Here is a 14,612-nt window from a genome sequence, read left to right as displayed (position 1 = left end):
AGTCCCTCCCTCAATCTGTGACCTATGTTACCAGCGAGTCGGGCTCATTGCGCGCGCTTGCGACATGCATTCTGCGTGGACGGCCGGAAGACCCCTGCGCGGCTAGTCTGGGCGCACCATGAACACCCCCGCGCGGACCGCGTCCGCTGTCATCAGGACGATGCGGCCCCGGCAGTGGACCAAGAACACCCTCGTCCTCGCGGCCCCTCTCGCCGCAGGACTCACCTGGACCACCGGCATCGTGCTCGACGTCGTCGCGACGTTCGTGGCGTTCACGCTGGCCGCGGCCGGCATCTACCTGCTCAACGACGTCATCGACGCCGAGGACGACCGCCGCCACCCGACCAAGCGGAACCGTCCCGTCGCCTCCGGTGAGCTCTCCTCGACGCTCGCGCTCGCCTGCGCGGGCGTCTGCGCGGCGCTGGGCATCGGCATCGGGTACGCCGTCGCGCCGCAGCTCGCGGCGACGCTCATCCTCTACGCGCTGCTGCAGATCGCCTACGCCGTGGGGCTCAAGCGCCAGCCGGTCATCGACCTGTCGATCGTGGCTGCGGGATTCCTGCTCCGCGCCATCGCCGGCGGCGTGGCCGTCGACGTGCCCCTGTCGCAGTGGTTCCTGCTCGTGGCCGCATTCGGCTCCCTCTTCATGGTCGCGGGCAAGCGCTACTCCGAGCTGCGGAGCCTGGGCTCTGCGGCCGGCACGCGCAAGACCCTCGAGACGTACTCGGAGTCGTACCTGCGGTTCGTCTGGAGCCTGGCTGCAGCGGTGACCATCACGGCCTACAGCCTGTGGGCGTTCGAGATCTCCTCGCATGCCGAGATCAACTGGCAGGCGATCTCGATCGCACCGTTCGTGGTCGGGTTGCTGCGCTACGCGGTCGACGTCGACCGCGGCCTGGCCGGCGAGCCGGAGGAGGCCGTCCTGCGCGATCCGGCCCTGCAGGTCCTCGGAGCCGTCTGGCTCATCATCTTCGCGACCGGGGTGTACGCCTCATGACCCGCACGACGCTCACGGGCTGGGGCGGCACGAGCCCCACGGTCTCGCAGGTGGAGCAGCCCCGGCACCTGGACGATCTCCGGTCGGCGATCGCGCAGGCCGGCTCGCGGGGAGTGATCACCCGCGGGCTCGGGCGCAGCTACGGAGACCCCGCGCAGAACGCCGGCGGCACCGTCCTGGACCTCACGGGCTGGAACGGCATCCTCGACGTCGACACCCGTGCCCGCTCGGTACGCGTGCAGGCCGGCATCAGCCTGGACCGCCTGCTCCGCGCGATGCTGCCCCTCGGCCTGTGGCTGCCCGTGGTCCCGGGCACCCGCCAGGTCACGGTCGGCGGGGCGATCGCCGCCGACGTCCACGGCAAGAACCACCACGTCGACGGCAGCTTCGGGCATCATCTGCTCTCGATCGAGCTGCTCGTGCCCTCGGGCGACGTCCTGACCCTCTCCCCCTCGGGCGACGACCCCGAGCTGTTCTGGGCCACGGTGGGCGGCATGGGACTGACCGGCATCGTCCTGGAGGCGACGATCCAGCTCAAGCGCGTCCAGACCTCGTACTTCCTCGTCGACACCGAGCGCACACCGGATCTCGGGACGCTGCTCGACCGGCTCGTGACAGGTGACGCGGCCTACGACTACTCGGTCGCCTGGTTCGACACCTCCACGACCGGCTCGTCGCTGGGCCGCTCGGTCATCACCCGCGGCAACTCGGCCCGCCTGGACGACCTCGACCCCGATCTGCGCAGCCGCGCCCTCGAGTTCGCCGCGCCCCAGCGCGGGCGGGTGCCGGTCCGTCCGCCGATCAGCATGGTCAACCGCGTGAGCGCCAAGGCGTTCAACGCCCTCTGGTACGCCAAGGCCCCCCGGCACCGCACCGGCGAGGTGCAGGACATCACGCAGTTCTTCCACCCGCTCGACGTGGTAGGCGACTGGAACCGGCTGTACGGTCCACGCGGCTTCTGCCAGTACCAGTTCGTGGTGCCCGACGCCGAGGTCGCGGCGTTCACCGAGGCGGTCGAGCGGATCGCCGCGTCCGGGCACGTCTCGTCGCTCAACGTGCTGAAGAGGTTCGGCGAGGCCAGTCCGGCGCCGCTGTCGTTCCCGGTCCCGGGGTGGACGCTGGCCGTCGACCTGCCGGTCCGGCCGGGCCTCGGCGCGCTGCTGGACCATCTCGACGCGCTGGTCGTCGAGGCCGGCGGCCGGGTCTACCTCGCCAAGGACTCCCGGACGACGCCGACCACCCTCCGCCAGATGTATCCCCGGCTCGACGAGTTCCTCGCGGTGCGCCACCGCGTCGATCCGCACGGCGTCCTGCGCTCCGACCTGTCCCGACGACTCGACCTGTGAGGTCTGCATGATCAACGCCCTCGGCAACCCCCAGCACGTGCTCCTGCTCGGCGGCACGTCCGACATCGCCCTGGCGATCGCCCGACGGTACGCGGGGCTCGCCCCGGGTCTGCGCGTCACCCTCGCCGCGCGACCGGGCGAGCGCCGCGACGCCGCTGTCACCGAGCTGACCGCGGCCGGCTGCGTCGTGGAGGCGGTCGACTTCGACGCGGTGGACACTGCCGCGCACCGCGCCATCGTCGAGAGCATCGAGGACGACATCGACATCGCGGTGGTCGCCTTCGGCCTGCTGGGCGACCCCGAGCAGGCGTGGACCGACGTGGACGCGGCACGCGAGCTCGCGGAGGTCAACTACGTGGGTGCGGTCACGGCGGGCGTCGCGCTGGGTGCGCGCATCCGGACGCAGGGTCACGGTGTCATCGTCGCCCTGTCCAGCGTCGCCGGCGAGCGACCGCGCCGCTCCAACTTCGTCTACGGCTCCACCAAAGCCGGCATGGACGCGTTCTACACCGGTCTCGGCGAGGCCCTGCGCGAGCTGGGCGGGCACGTGCTCGTCGTCCGTCCGGGCTTCGTGCACTCCAAGATGACCACAGGGCTCGAGGCGGCCCCGCTCGCCACGACGCCCGAGGGCGTGGCCGAGGCCGTCGTCGAGGCCGTGCGCGACGGCAAGGAGCAGATCTGGGTCCCCGGCACGATGCGCGTCGTCATGTCAGGGCTGCGTCACCTGCCGCGGACGGTGTTCCGCCGGCTTCCGATCTAGACGGCCCGCCAGCGAGCGCAGCAGGCCGATCAGCGCGAGCAGGATCGTCAGGCCCGCGAGCGACCAGGTCACGGTCATGATCGTGCGGTCCCGCGGGTCGATCGTCGCGGGTCGGGCACCGTCGAGGGCCACGACCCGCAGGCCCGTCCCGCCGACGGGGATCGTGCGCGAGTCGGCGAACGGCTTCGCGGCCGCCTCTGCACCCGGCACGTCGGTCTCGATCACGACGATGCCGATCCCCGCACGGGCGAGGCGGCGCGGGACGTCGTGGCCATCCGCCAGGATCCGGCCGATGCGACGAGCACGGGGGTCCTCCCCCGCGATCAGCCGTCCGGAGACGTCGAGCTCGTCGTTGGTCACGGTCGTACGTCCGAAGAAGCGCCCCGCCGGGTCGAGCACCGGCGTCCGGTCGTTCCACGCCGGGGCACGATAGGCGGTGAACGGCAGCACCATCACGTCCCCCGACGTCGAGGTCTTGTCGATCACGCGCCGGGCGTCGCTCCATGCGGCCGGGTACGTCGTGGGCTCGAGCCTCCCGCCCACGCCCCACGCGATGTCGGGCAGGGCCGCGAGGGGCACCAGCAGGGCCAGCACGATCGTCGGGACCTCCCAGGACGTGTGCCGGGCCCGGCCGAGCGCGGTGTGGGCTCCCACGCCGAGCGCCACGGCCTCGAGCGGCACCAGCAGGGCCAGCCACCGCGTCCCGTCGCGCACGATCCCCCCACCGGGGACGTCGCCCACGATCCGGGCCACGGTGCCGGGGGCCAGCCAGCCCGACAACGCCACGACGATGCCGATCGCACCCGCGGCGGCGAGCCCGCCGAGCAGGGCCCGGTCGTCGCGCCACATCGTGACCAGGCCGACCACCATCACCGCGGCCAGCACGAGGCCGATCAGCACCGCGAGCAGCAGCGTCCGTGACGTCGGGACCACCTCGGTGTTCCAGATGCCGCCGAGCGTGAGGGCCGACCCCAGCCGGCCGAACGATCCCTCCCCCTGGACGTCGAAGAGGCGTACGGCCGCGGGGTCCGTCCGTGCGATCGAGGCGTGGAGCAGGCCCGAGACGATCCACGGAGCGTTCACGAGTGCGGCCAGCCCCACGATGCGGACGACACCGTTGCGTCGGCCGACCGCGAGGGCCAGGACCAGGCCCATCACGCCGGTGACCGGAGAGAGCGCGGCCGCTGCGAGGGCGATCGTGACCACGGACCACCGCGGCCCGTCCCTGGAGACCAGGGTGCCGATGAGCCACGGGAACGCCGCGAGCGCGACGATGACCGGCCACTGCCCGAGCACGAGCCGCTCGGCCACGTACGGATTCCACACCGCGAAGGTCGCCGCGGCGAGCTGCCCCACCAGGTGCCGATGACGTAGGAGGCGCGCCATGCCGAGCGCCAGCAGGAACAACGACCCCATGAGGAACAGCCGCTGGACCAGCGCTGCGGGGAGCACGGCGCCGAGGAGTGCTGCGACCGCGTCGGACGGGACCGCCCGCGGGAGGCCGGATCCGAGCCCCCACACCTCGGGACGGTCCAGGTCCAGCTCCGGCACCCACACCATGTCGTACGAGAGGATGTGCCCCGCACGCAGCCAGGGCGCCGCGATCGCGAGGGTCAGCAGCGCGCACCACGCAGGCACGACCGCAGCACGCAGGTCGACGCCTCGCCACCACCGCATGTTCGCCCCTGCTCCTGGTCGGACCGTCCCCCGGCTATTGTGCCGTGGTGAGGTCCGCGCGTACGACGATGACCGGCGGAACCCTCGTGGCCGCCGGGATGATGGGCATGAACATCGCCGTCTACGGGTTCAACGTCGTCTCGGCCCGCTTGCTGGTGCCCAAGGAGTTCGGCGCCCTCACGGCCCTGTTCGGCATCATCCTGGTCGGCACCGTGAGCGCGCTCGGCCTCCAGGCGGTCACCGCGCGACGGATCGCGGTCGATCCCGACCACGCCGACGAGATCATCAGCGCGACGCTGCGGGTGACGCTCATGGTCGCGGGGATGGTCGGCCTGGTCGTCGCGGTCGCGACCCTGGGTCTGACGCCCGCCCTCAAGCTCGGCTCCTACTGGCCCGTCGTGCTGTGCGGAGCCGCCCTCGTCCCCCTGACGATCATGGGCGCGCAGTGCGGGATCGCGCAGGGACTGGAGCGGTGGGGCGCACTGACGGCGATCTATCTCGGCAACGGCATCGGTCGGCTCGTCGGTGGAACGATCGGTCTCGCCGTCTCGGCCACGCCGACCGGCGCGATGGTGGGCCTGGCCGTCGGCTCCTGGCTCCCGGTGCTGGCGGGTGCCCGGCTGATGATGGGCCGCAGCCCCGGGACCGCCGTGATCAGCAGGCGCCCGTTGCTGCGCGAGGCGCTCCTGTCGACCCACGCCCTGCTGGCGTACTTCGTGCTGAGCAACATGGACTCCCTCATCGCCCGCAACCGCTTCGACGAGCACGACAGCGGCCTGTACGCCTCGGGGCTGATCCTCGCGAAGGCCGCCCTGTTCTTCCCGCAGTTCGTCAGCGTCGTGCTGTTCCCCAACCTGGCCCGCGCCACGACGCACCACGCCCGGCTGCGTGCGGTGTCCCTGGTCGTGGCGTTCGGCTCCGTCGCGGTCGCCGCCACGGCCGTCCTGCCCAAGGTCGCGCTGATCCTCGTCGGCGGCGACCAGTACGCCGAGATCACCGACCGCCTCTGGCTGTTCGCGGTGGCCGGCTCCTCGCTCGCGGTCGTGCACCTGCTGGTCTTCGACGCGCTCGCACGGCACGCGCACGGCATCGTGGTGATGATCTGGGTCGCGGTCGCCGCGGTGCTCGCCTCGGCGTACGGCCTGGGCGTGGGCATCACAGGCCTCGTGATCACGATGGCGACGGTCTCCGCGGTCCTCGCCCTCGTGGTCTACCTCGCGCCGCTGCCGTCCCGCGAGCCCCCGCAGCACTGACCCCCACCCAGCCCAGATTTGCGGACTTCTGCACGGAATCCGCTCCGCGGAAGGTGCAGGAGTACGCGAATCTAGGCCGGGTGGGTCAGTGGCCGGCCTCGTGCCAGGTGCGGCCGATGCCGACCGAGACGTCCAGCGGGACCGACAGCTCGGCCGCCGAGGCCATCTGCTCGCGGACCAGCTGCTCGACCTGGGCCTGCTCCCCCGGCGCCACCTCCAGCACGAGCTCGTCGTGCACCTGCAGCAGCATCCGCGACGTCAGCCCGGCTGCGTCGAGAGCGCGCTCGACCCCGAGCATCGCGACCTTGATGATGTCGGCTGCCGATCCCTGGATGGGGGCGTTGAGCGCCATGCGCTCGGCCATCTCGCGACGCTGGCGGTTGTCGCTCTGCAGATCCGGCAGATAGCGGCGCCGGCCCATGATCGTCTCGGTGTAGCCGGTGCGACGCGCCTCGTCGACGAGCCCGCGCAGGTAGTCGCGCACCCCACCGAACCGCTGGAAGTAGTCGTCCATCAGGCCCTGCGCCTCGCCGGTCGAGATGCTGAGCTGCTGGCTGAGCCCGTACGACGACAGGCCGTAGGCCAAGCCGTAGTTCATCGCCTTGATCTTGGCGCGCAGCTCGGTGTCGATGTCGGCCGGATCCTTGGCGAACACCTTGGCCGCCATGATCGTGTGGAAGTCCTCGCCGGAGTTGAACGCCGCGATGAGATCGGCGTCCTCGGACAGGTGCGCCATGATGCGCATCTCGATCTGGCTGTAGTCGGCGGTCAGCAGCGTCTCGAAGCCGTCCCCGACGCAGAACGCCTCGCGGATGCGACGTCCCGACGCGGTGCGGATCGGGATGTTCTGCAGGTTGGGGTCGTTGGAGCTCAGTCGGCCCGTCGCCGCGATCGTCTGGGCGTACGTCGTGTGGATGCGTCCGTCGTCCGAGATCGACTTGCGCAGCCCCTCGACCGTCTGGCGCAGCCGGGTGACGTCGCGGTGGTCGAGCAGGTGCTGCAGGAACGGGTGCCCGGTCTTGGCGTAGAGCTGCTGCAGTGAGTCCGCGTCGGTCGTGTAGCCGGTCTTGGTCTTCTTGGTCTTGGGCATGCCGAGCTCGTCGAAGAGCACGACCTGCAGCTGCTTGGGCGAGCCCAGGTTGATCTCCTTGCCGCCGATCGCGGCGAAGGCCTCGGCTGCCGCGTTCTGCGCGCGCGCCGCGAACTCGGACTCGAGCCCGACCAGGTGGTCGTCGTCGACCGCGATGCCGGTGCGCTCCATGCGCGCCAGCGTCGCGACCAGCGGCAGCTCGACGTCGGTGATCAGTGCAGTGCCTCCGTGCTGCTCGACCTCCTCGTCCAGCACCCTGGCCAGGTCGAGGGTGGCCCGGGCGCGCAGCATGCCGGCCTCGCCGCCGAGGGTGTCGGTGTCGAGCGTCAGCTGGCCGGCGTCGTCGGAGTCGTCGCGGAGCTCGCGCTTCAGGTAGCGCACCGACAGATCGCCCAGGTCGTAGGAACGCTGATCGGGCCGCACGACGTACGCGGACAGTGCGGTGTCGGCGACGAGGCCGGCCACCGTCCAGCCCCGTGCGGCGAGGGCCAGCAGCGGCCCCTTGGCGTCGTGCAGCACCTTGGGACGCTCGGGATCGGCCAGCCACGCGGCGAGCGCGGCGTCGTCCTCGGGGGTGATGTCGTCGGTGTTGATCCAGACCGCGGACTCGTCCGAGGCGATCGCGAGGGCCACCACGTCGCCCGTGCCGCGGCCCCACGACCCCTGCACGTGCAGGCCGAGCCGCCCGCCGGGCTCCTGCGCGTCGAGCCACGCGGCCACCGCGCCGGGCTCGAGCGTCCTGCCGTCGAGGTCGAAGCCGTCCTCGGCCTGCGGCGGGGTCTCGCCGAACGCCTCGAACAGCCGCACCCGCAGCGCGTTGAACTCCAGCGCGTCGAACACCGTGTGGATCGCCTCGCGGTCCCACACCGTGTCGAACGCCAGGTCGGCCGGCCCCGCGGGGAGGTCGAGGTCGCGGATCAGCGCGTTGATGCTGCGGTTGCGGATGACGTCGTCGAGGTGCTCACGCAGCGAGGCGCCGGCCTTGCCGGGGATCTGGTCGGCCTTCGCGATGATCTCGTCGAGGGAGCCGAACTGCGCGAGCCACTTGGCCGCCGTCTTGGGGCCGACGCCGGGGACGCCGGGCAGGTTGTCGCTCGTCTCGCCCACCATCGCGGCGATGTCGGGATAGTTGACCGGCGCGACGCCGTACTTCTCCTGCACCGCCTCGGGGGTCATCCGCGCGAGGTCGGAGACGCCCTTGCGGGGATAGAGCACGGTGGTCGTGTCGGTCACCAGCTGCAGGGCGTCGCGGTCGCCCGTGCAGATCAGCACCTCCATGCCCGCGGACTCGGCCCGGGTCGCGAGGGTGCCGATGATGTCGTCGGCCTCGAAGCCGTCCTTCTCGAACGTCGTGATGTGCAGCGCGTCGAGCACCTGCTTGATCAGTGGGATCTGGCCGGTGAACTCCTGCGGCGACTTGGACCTGTTGCCCTTGTAGTCGGGGTACTGCTCGAGCCGGAACGTCTTGCGGGAGACGTCGAAGGCCACCGCGACGTGTGTCGGCGCCTCGTCGCGCAGCACGTTGATGAGCATCGACGTGAAGCCGAAGACGGCATTGGTGTGTTGGCCCGTGGTCGTCGAGAAGTTGTCGACGGGGAGGGCGAAGAAGGCACGGTAGGCGACGGAATGGCCGTCGATCAGCAGGAGGCGGTCCACCGCACCGACTCTAGTCGGAGGCGGTGACGAACCGGACCTACGGGCGCGGGCGGGCCCCGCGCACGTCACCCTGGCGGCGGCGCAGCGTACGGCGCACCGCGATGAGCTTGCCGGTGTCGCGGGAGTTCGTGGCCTTGGTCGTCAGGCGCGAGCGCAGCTTGCTGGACTGGATGGCCCGCAGGACCGCGATCTGGTTGAAGCCGATCTTGGTCAGATATCGGTGCGGCTCGCGCGAGTGGACGGGGATCGCCGCCACGACGATCTCGCAGTTGTTGTCCTCGCCGTAGCTCGCGGCCGCCGACAGCAGCGTCGAGGCGACCGACTTGCGCCGGAAGCGGGGCGAGACCTGGATCTCGGTCACGACAAGGACGCGGGTGAGGTTGATCGGGGTCAAGGTGCCGATGTCGCACACCGTGGCGCCGACGATCTCGCCCTCGACCAGCGCGACGATGATGCGCTTGTCAGGTCGCGTGAACGACAGGTCGAGAGCGGCCGAGGCCTCGGCGATGCCCGGCTGTCGCCACAAGGACTGCTGCGTGAACGCCTCGGAGCCCTCGTCGACGCTCGCGCCCGCGCACTCGGTCCACAGGTCGATGAGCGCCGCCGCGTCCTCGCGGTCGGCGTCCCTCAGGATGATGTGCGGTCGGGCCGACATATGCCGTTCCTGCCTCTCGTCCTGGACGTCCTGCGCCCCCAGCGGGCCAAACTGACACACTACGCGCTGGGCTGGAACATCGTGTCCGGTTGAACACTCAATCGTCGAGGGAGACCCTACATGTTCGTCGGGTACGGCACCGCCACCAATGTCGTGGCCGTGCTCGCAGGCTCGGGTCTCGGTCTCCTGATCGGCCACCGGCTCAGCCCTCACGTGCGTACGACGGTCACGGCCGCCCTCGGCCTGGTGACCCTGCTCATCGCCGCGCAGGCCGCGATGGAGGTGTCCTCCTCCGACCTGAGCGACGCCGTCGGCACCAGCGCCCCCATGCTCATCGTCCTGGGCGCGTTGGTGCTCGGCGGGATCGCCGGATCGTTCCTGCGCCTGGAGGACCGCCTCGAGGCGTTCGGCGGCGTCCTTCAGCGACGACTGACCCGCGGGGACGCCGGCGAGGGACGCGAGCGGTTCATCGAGGGCTTCGTGATCAGCTCGCTGGTCTTCTGCGTGGGCCCGCTGACGATCCTCGGCTCGATCAACGAGGGTCTCGGCAACGGCGCCGACCAGCTCCTGCTCAAGTCGACGCTGGACGCGTTCGCGGCGCTCGCGTTCGCGGCCTCGTTCGGCATCGGGGTCATGGCCTCGGCCGTGTCGGTCCTGGTGATCCAGGGATCGCTGACCGTGCTGGGCGCAGTCCTCGGCTCGTTCCTGCCCGACGCGCACCTCGTCGCCCTGACCGCCACCGGAGGCCTGATCCTGATCGGCGTCGCCCTGCGGTTGCTGGACATCAAGGCCATCGCGGTGGCTGACCTGCTGCCTGCACTCGTGGTGGCGCCGATTCTGTGCCAGATTGCTATCGCAGTTCACTGAGACAGCACCCGCGCAGTGCACTGAGACAGCACCCGCCCGTAACGAAACCCAACTGTTACCTCATTCCCCACTTTGACCCCGCGGGTGACGCCTTGTTGTGGCTATAGTCCAGAGACCGACAAGCACCACCCCCGGTAAGCCGACAGGAGTTCATGCGTGCGATTGCGACTCGCGGCCCTACTAGCAGCAGCACTGGGGACGTCTCTCCTCCTCGTGCCCGCCTCGGCATCGGCCGAGACGACCCCCACCCCCACCACCCCCGCACCGACCGGCGCCGCACCCGATCAGAACCCGATCGTGGAGGGCGCCAACATCACGGTGACGCTGAAGGACCTCAAGGGCGGCGATGGTGAACCCACCCCGATCCCCGGCGTCTCGCTGACGGTGTTCAAGGACAGCAAGACCGGTGAGGAGCAGGGCACCCAGACCACCGACAAGACCGGCCGGGTCAGCATCGGCATCCCCGGCAACGGCACCTACGTCGTCGTGCTCGACCCGCAGACGCTGCCCCAGGGCGTCAAGCTGAGCGGCGCCGGCGAGACGACCAAGACCGTCCAGGTCAAGCTCGCCTCGTCCAACTTCGTGCAGTTCCAGATCGGCGCCCTCGTGGTCGAGAAGGCCTCCAAGGCCAGCCAGATCATCGACGGCACCCGGTCGGGCATCATCAAGGGTCTGCTGATCGCCCTCGCCGCCCTCGGCCTGTCGCTCATCTTCGGCACCACCGGGCTGACCAACTTCGCGCACGGCGAGCTCATCACGCTCGGCGCGATCACGACGTACATCTTCAACCAGGGCGCCGGGCTACCCGTGATCCTGGCCGGCGTGTGCGCGGTGATCGTGTGTGCGATCTTCGGCTACCTGCAGGACAGGGGGCTGTGGCGACCACTACGGCATCGCGGCACCGGACTGATCGCCATGATGATCGTGTCGATCGGCCTCGCCGTGTTCATGCGCAGCATCTTCCAGTACGGCTTCGGCGGGTCCACCCGCACGCTGTCGGAGTACGTCGTGCAGGGCCGACAGAGCTACGGCCCGATCGACCTGTCGCACAAGGAGATCGCGATCCTCATCGTCACGATCGTGACGATCGCGGTCACCTGCATCGCCCTGATGCGTACCCGCCTCGGCAAGGCGATGCGAGCGGTCTCCGACAACCCGGCACTGTCCGCGTCCTCGGGCATGCGCGTCGACGGGGTCATCTCGGCGGTGTGGGTGCTCGGCACCGCACTGACCGGCCTGGCCGGCGTGCTCCTCGCGGTGCAGGAGCAGGTCAAGTTCCAGATGGGATTCGACCTTCTGCTCCTCGTCTTCGCGGGCGTCACCCTCGGCGGCCTCGGGACGATCTGGGGAGCGCTGGTCGGCTCGCTGATCATCGGCCTGATGGTCGAGCTCGGGCCGGTCTTCGGTGTGCCTGCCTCGATCAAGGAGGTCGGCGCGCTCGTCGTGCTGATCCTGATCCTTCTCGTCAGGCCTCAAGGCATCCTCGGCAAAGCCCAGCGGATCGGATAGGGCACCCTCATGGATTTCGGAACCATCATCGACGCCGCCTTCTCGGCGGCATTCGGACCGCAGGCCATCGTCTTCGCACTCGCCGCGATCGGCCTCAACGTCCACTTCGGCTACACCGGTCTGCTGAACTTCGGCCAGGCCGGCTTCATGGCGATCGCCGCCTTCGGCCTCGCCGTCAGCGTCGTCACCTGGGACCTGCCGTTCCTGCTGGGCATCGTCATCGGTCTGCTCGGCGCGGTCGTCCTCGCCCTCATCCTCGGCGTGCCGACCCTGCGCCTGCGGGCCGACTACCTCGCGATCGTGACGATCGCATCGTCGGAGATCCTGCGGCTCATCTTCGGCGCAGTCGAGTTCAAGAGCACGTTCGGCGGCTCCAACGGCCTCAACGGCTTCGTGGGCCCCTACCAGAAGCTCAACCCGTACGACGACGGGCTGAGCCTCGGCGTCGTGTCGTTCAGCCGCAACGACCTCTGGTCGATCACGGTCGGGTGGACGCTCGTCGCGATCTCGTGCCTCATCGTGTGGGCGCTCATGCGCAGCCCGTGGGGACGTGTCCTGAAGTCGATCCGTGAGGACGAGGACGCCGTGCGCTCGCTCGGCAAGAACGTCTTCGCCTACAAGATGCAGGCGCTCGTCCTCGGTGGCGTGTTCGGCGGCATCGCCGGCATCTTCCACATCCTCAAGCAGGGCTCGGCCGTGCCGACCGACTTCAACACCACCTTCACCTTCTACGCGTACGCCGCCCTGCTCATCGGTGGCGCCGCGCGGGTGCTCGGCCCGGTCGTCGGCTCGATGCTCTTCTGGTTCCTCATCGCGGGCATCGGCTCGTTCTTCAGCGAGGCGACCAAGGGCACCAACCCCGTGATCCCCAGCTGGATCATGGAGCCCGACCAGGCCAGCCTCATCCGCCTCATCCTCCTTGGACTGGGCCTCATGCTGCTGATGATCTTCCGACCCCAGGGGATCTTCGGCGACCGAAGGGAGATCGCAATCGATGGCCGCTGAACTCAGTGGGGCCAGTGGATCGCTCGCTGGTGTCTCCAACGAACCCGGGGCCTCCAAGCCCGACCCGATCATCAAGGGCAGCAACATCACCCGCACGTTCGGCGGCCTCAAGGCCGTCGACGTCGAGAAGATCGAGATCCAGCGCGGCGTCATCACCGCTCTCATCGGTCCCAACGGTGCCGGCAAGACGACGCTGTTCAACCTGCTGACCGGCTTCGACGAGCCCGACAGCGGCACGTGGACGTTCAACGACAAGCCGCTCGCCAAGGTGCCGGCGTACAAGGTCGCCCGCCTCGGCATGGTCCGCACGTTCCAGCTGACCAAGGTGCTCGCCAAGCTCACGGTCATCGAGAACATGCGGCTCGGCGCCAAGGGCCAGCGCGGCGAGAAGTTCCTCTCCGCGGCGTTCAAGTCGCTGTGGAAGTCGCAGGAGGACGAGAACACCAAGCGGGCCGACGCGCTGCTCGAGCGCTTCAAGCTCGACGCCAAGCGCGAGGACTTCGCCGGCTCGCTCTCGGGCGGCCAGCGCAAGCTGCTGGAGATGGCGCGCGCTCTCATGGTCGACCCCGAGCTGATCATGCTCGACGAGCCCATGGCCGGCGTGAACCCGGCCCTCAAGCAGTCGCTGCTCGGCCACGTGAAGTCGCTGCGCGACGAGGGACGCACCGTCCTGTTCGTCGAGCACGACATGGACATGGTCCGCGACATCTCCGACTGGGTCATCGTCATGGCGCAGGGGCAGATCGTCGCCGAGGGCACCCCCCAGTCGGTCATGGCCGATCAGCGGGTCATCGACGCGTACCTGGGCGCCCACCACGACACCGACATCACCGAGATCGACGTCTCGGAGCTCGAGCAGGAGGCTGAGGCCGAGCTCGAGGCCGAGGCCGCCGAGGAGAAGAAGCCATGACCGACTCCCCCACCACCATGTCCGAGCGCGAGAAGCACCTCGCCAATGCCGACGGGGCCGTGCTGCGCGCGGACAACCTGATCGCGGGCTACTTGCCGGGGGTCAACATCCTCAACGGCGCGGACCTGTACTGCCAGCCCGGCGAGCTTGTCGGCATCATCGGCCCCAACGGCGCCGGCAAGTCGACGCTGCTGAAGGCGCTGTTCGGCCTGGTCAAGGTCCACGAGGGCTCGGTCAAGCTCAAGGGTGACGACATCACCAACCAGCGTGCCGACCAGCTCGTCACCAAGGGCATCGGCTTCGTCCCGCAGACCGAGAACGTGTTCCCGAGCCTCACGATCGAGGAGAACCTCGAGATGGGCTGCTACCAGGACCCCAAGCGGTTCACCGAGCGCTTCGGATTCGTGACCGACCTGTTCCCGCGGCTCGGCGAGCGTCGCAAGCAGCGCGCCGGGCAGCTGTCCGGTGGTGAGCGTCAGATGGTGGCGATGGGACGCGCCCTGATGATGGACCCGTCCGTGCTGCTGCTCGACGAGCCGTCCGCAGGTCTGTCGCCGGTGCTCCAGGACGAGGTGTTCGTGCAGACGCGCAACATCAACAAGGCCGGCGTCTCGATCGTCATGGTCGAGCAGAACGCTCGCCGCTGCCTGCAGATCTGCGACCGCGGCTACGTCCTCGACCACGGCACCAACGCGTACTCCGGCACGGGACGCTCGCTGGCCAACGATCCCAAGGTCATCGAGCTCTACCTCGGCACCCTGGGCCAGAACGCCGACTGACCCAAGCGCCCACGAGTCACGCACGGGCGCCGACGAGTCACGCACGGGCGCCGACGAGTCACGCACGGACGCCGAGGAGTCACGCACGGACGCCGAGGAGTCACGCAC

At 69.7% G+C, this 14,612-nt stretch carries 12 protein-coding genes; 9 read left to right on the top strand and 3 right to left on the bottom strand.

Going from position 1 to position 14,612, the window contains the following annotated elements; genetic code table 11:
• Positions 1-118: 118 nt before the first annotated feature.
• Genes GEV26_RS07205 through dprE2 form a run of 3 tightly spaced genes read left to right on the top strand, consistent with a single transcriptional unit; the run spans position 119 to position 3,103 of the window.
• Entirely contained in the window at positions 119-997 is an 879-nt protein-coding gene (locus GEV26_RS07205) for a decaprenyl-phosphate phosphoribosyltransferase (RefSeq protein WP_153652436.1), read from the top strand.
• Complete coding sequence (gene dprE1, locus GEV26_RS07200) at positions 994-2,343, top strand: decaprenylphosphoryl-beta-D-ribose oxidase (protein ID WP_153652435.1); 1,350 nt, start codon at positions 994-996, stop codon at positions 2,341-2,343. Before GEV26_RS07205 ends, dprE1 begins: the two co-directional genes overlap by 4 nt.
• Before the next feature lie 7 nt (positions 2,344-2,350).
• Complete coding sequence (dprE2, locus tag GEV26_RS07195) at positions 2,351-3,103, top strand: decaprenylphospho-beta-D-erythro-pentofuranosid-2-ulose 2-reductase (RefSeq protein WP_153652434.1); 753 nt, start codon at positions 2,351-2,353, stop codon at positions 3,101-3,103.
• On the opposite strand, the gene GEV26_RS07190 is transcribed toward dprE2, so the two are convergent.
• Positions 3,053-4,780 carry an MmpA family trehalose lipid delivery protein gene (locus tag GEV26_RS07190; protein ID WP_153652433.1) on the bottom strand — a complete coding sequence of 576 codons (1,728 nt, stop codon included), beginning with the start codon at positions 4,778-4,780 and terminating at the stop codon, positions 3,053-3,055. The genes dprE2 and GEV26_RS07190 overlap by 51 nt on opposite strands.
• Before the next feature lie 47 nt (positions 4,781-4,827).
• On the opposite strand from GEV26_RS07190, the gene GEV26_RS07185 reads away from it, so the two are divergent.
• Positions 4,828-6,033: an MATE family efflux transporter gene (locus GEV26_RS07185; RefSeq protein WP_153652432.1), complete on the top strand. Its 1,206-nt coding sequence runs from the start codon at positions 4,828-4,830 to the stop codon at positions 6,031-6,033.
• A gap of 85 nt (positions 6,034-6,118) precedes the next feature.
• Here the strand turns inward: GEV26_RS07185 and polA are convergent, their stop codons facing one another.
• Both polA and GEV26_RS07175 read right to left on the bottom strand, forming a co-directional pair.
• Positions 6,119-8,779, bottom strand: coding sequence for a DNA polymerase I (gene polA, locus GEV26_RS07180; protein WP_153652431.1), 2,661 nt, complete (start codon positions 8,777-8,779; stop codon positions 6,119-6,121).
• 37 nt (positions 8,780-8,816) lie between these two features.
• Positions 8,817-9,434 carry a GNAT family N-acetyltransferase gene (locus tag GEV26_RS07175; protein ID WP_153652430.1) on the bottom strand — a complete coding sequence of 206 codons (618 nt, stop codon included), beginning with the start codon at positions 9,432-9,434 and terminating at the stop codon, positions 8,817-8,819.
• A gap of 120 nt (positions 9,435-9,554) precedes the next feature.
• Here GEV26_RS07175 and GEV26_RS07170 point away from each other — a divergent pair, with 120 nt between their 5' ends.
• The 5 genes from GEV26_RS07170 to GEV26_RS07150 all read left to right on the top strand — a co-directional run bounded on the left by GEV26_RS07170 (position 9,555) and on the right by GEV26_RS07150 (position 14,504).
• The gene (locus GEV26_RS07170; RefSeq protein ID WP_153652429.1) at positions 9,555-10,301 is read left to right on the top strand and encodes a DUF554 domain-containing protein; all 747 of its coding nucleotides are present in this window, start codon (positions 9,555-9,557) and stop codon (positions 10,299-10,301) included.
• Positions 10,302-10,514: 213 nt separating this feature from the next.
• The gene (locus GEV26_RS07165; protein ID WP_208431035.1) at positions 10,515-11,810 is read left to right on the top strand and encodes a branched-chain amino acid ABC transporter permease; all 1,296 of its coding nucleotides are present in this window, start codon (positions 10,515-10,517) and stop codon (positions 11,808-11,810) included.
• A 9-nt stretch (positions 11,811-11,819) separates the two neighbouring features.
• A complete protein-coding gene (locus GEV26_RS07160; protein ID WP_153652428.1) occupies positions 11,820-12,815 on the top strand; it encodes a branched-chain amino acid ABC transporter permease in 996 nt (331 codons plus the stop codon).
• Positions 12,805-13,725: an ABC transporter ATP-binding protein gene (locus GEV26_RS07155; RefSeq protein WP_153652427.1), complete on the top strand. Its 921-nt coding sequence runs from the start codon at positions 12,805-12,807 to the stop codon at positions 13,723-13,725. The genes GEV26_RS07160 and GEV26_RS07155 overlap by 11 nt, the downstream gene beginning before the upstream one ends.
• A complete protein-coding gene (locus GEV26_RS07150) occupies positions 13,722-14,504 on the top strand; it encodes an ABC transporter ATP-binding protein (protein ID WP_153652426.1) in 783 nt (260 codons plus the stop codon). Before GEV26_RS07155 ends, GEV26_RS07150 begins: the two co-directional genes overlap by 4 nt.
• Positions 14,505-14,612 lie beyond the last annotated feature (108 nt).

Origin of the sequence: Aeromicrobium yanjiei (assembly GCF_009649075.1) — a bacterium.
In the GTDB taxonomy this organism is placed as follows: Bacteria; Actinomycetota; Actinomycetes; order Propionibacteriales; family Nocardioidaceae; genus Aeromicrobium; species Aeromicrobium yanjiei.
The sequence above is the reverse complement of the archived record's forward strand: the minus strand, read 5'-3'. Positions and strand labels throughout refer to the sequence as shown.

Excerpts from the sequence above, each read along its gene's own strand:
- GEV26_RS07205 (WP_153652436.1), top strand. The coding sequence starts at position 119 with ATGAACACCCCCGCGCGGACCGCGTCCGCTGTCATCAGGACGATGCGG.
- dprE1 (WP_153652435.1), top strand. The coding sequence starts at position 994 with ATGACCCGCACGACGCTCACGGGCTGGGGCGGCACGAGCCCCACGGTC.
- dprE2 (WP_153652434.1), top strand. The coding sequence starts at position 2,351 with ATGATCAACGCCCTCGGCAACCCCCAGCACGTGCTCCTGCTCGGCGGC.
- GEV26_RS07190 (WP_153652433.1), bottom strand. The coding sequence starts at position 4,780 with ATGCGGTGGTGGCGAGGCGTCGACCTGCGTGCTGCGGTCGTGCCTGCG.
- GEV26_RS07175 (WP_153652430.1), bottom strand. The coding sequence starts at position 9,434 with ATGTCGGCCCGACCGCACATCATCCTGAGGGACGCCGACCGCGAGGAC.
- GEV26_RS07170 (WP_153652429.1), top strand. The coding sequence starts at position 9,555 with ATGTTCGTCGGGTACGGCACCGCCACCAATGTCGTGGCCGTGCTCGCA.
- GEV26_RS07160 (WP_153652428.1), top strand. The coding sequence starts at position 11,820 with ATGGATTTCGGAACCATCATCGACGCCGCCTTCTCGGCGGCATTCGGA.
- GEV26_RS07155 (WP_153652427.1), top strand. The coding sequence starts at position 12,805 with ATGGCCGCTGAACTCAGTGGGGCCAGTGGATCGCTCGCTGGTGTCTCC.
- GEV26_RS07150 (WP_153652426.1), top strand. The coding sequence starts at position 13,722 with ATGACCGACTCCCCCACCACCATGTCCGAGCGCGAGAAGCACCTCGCC.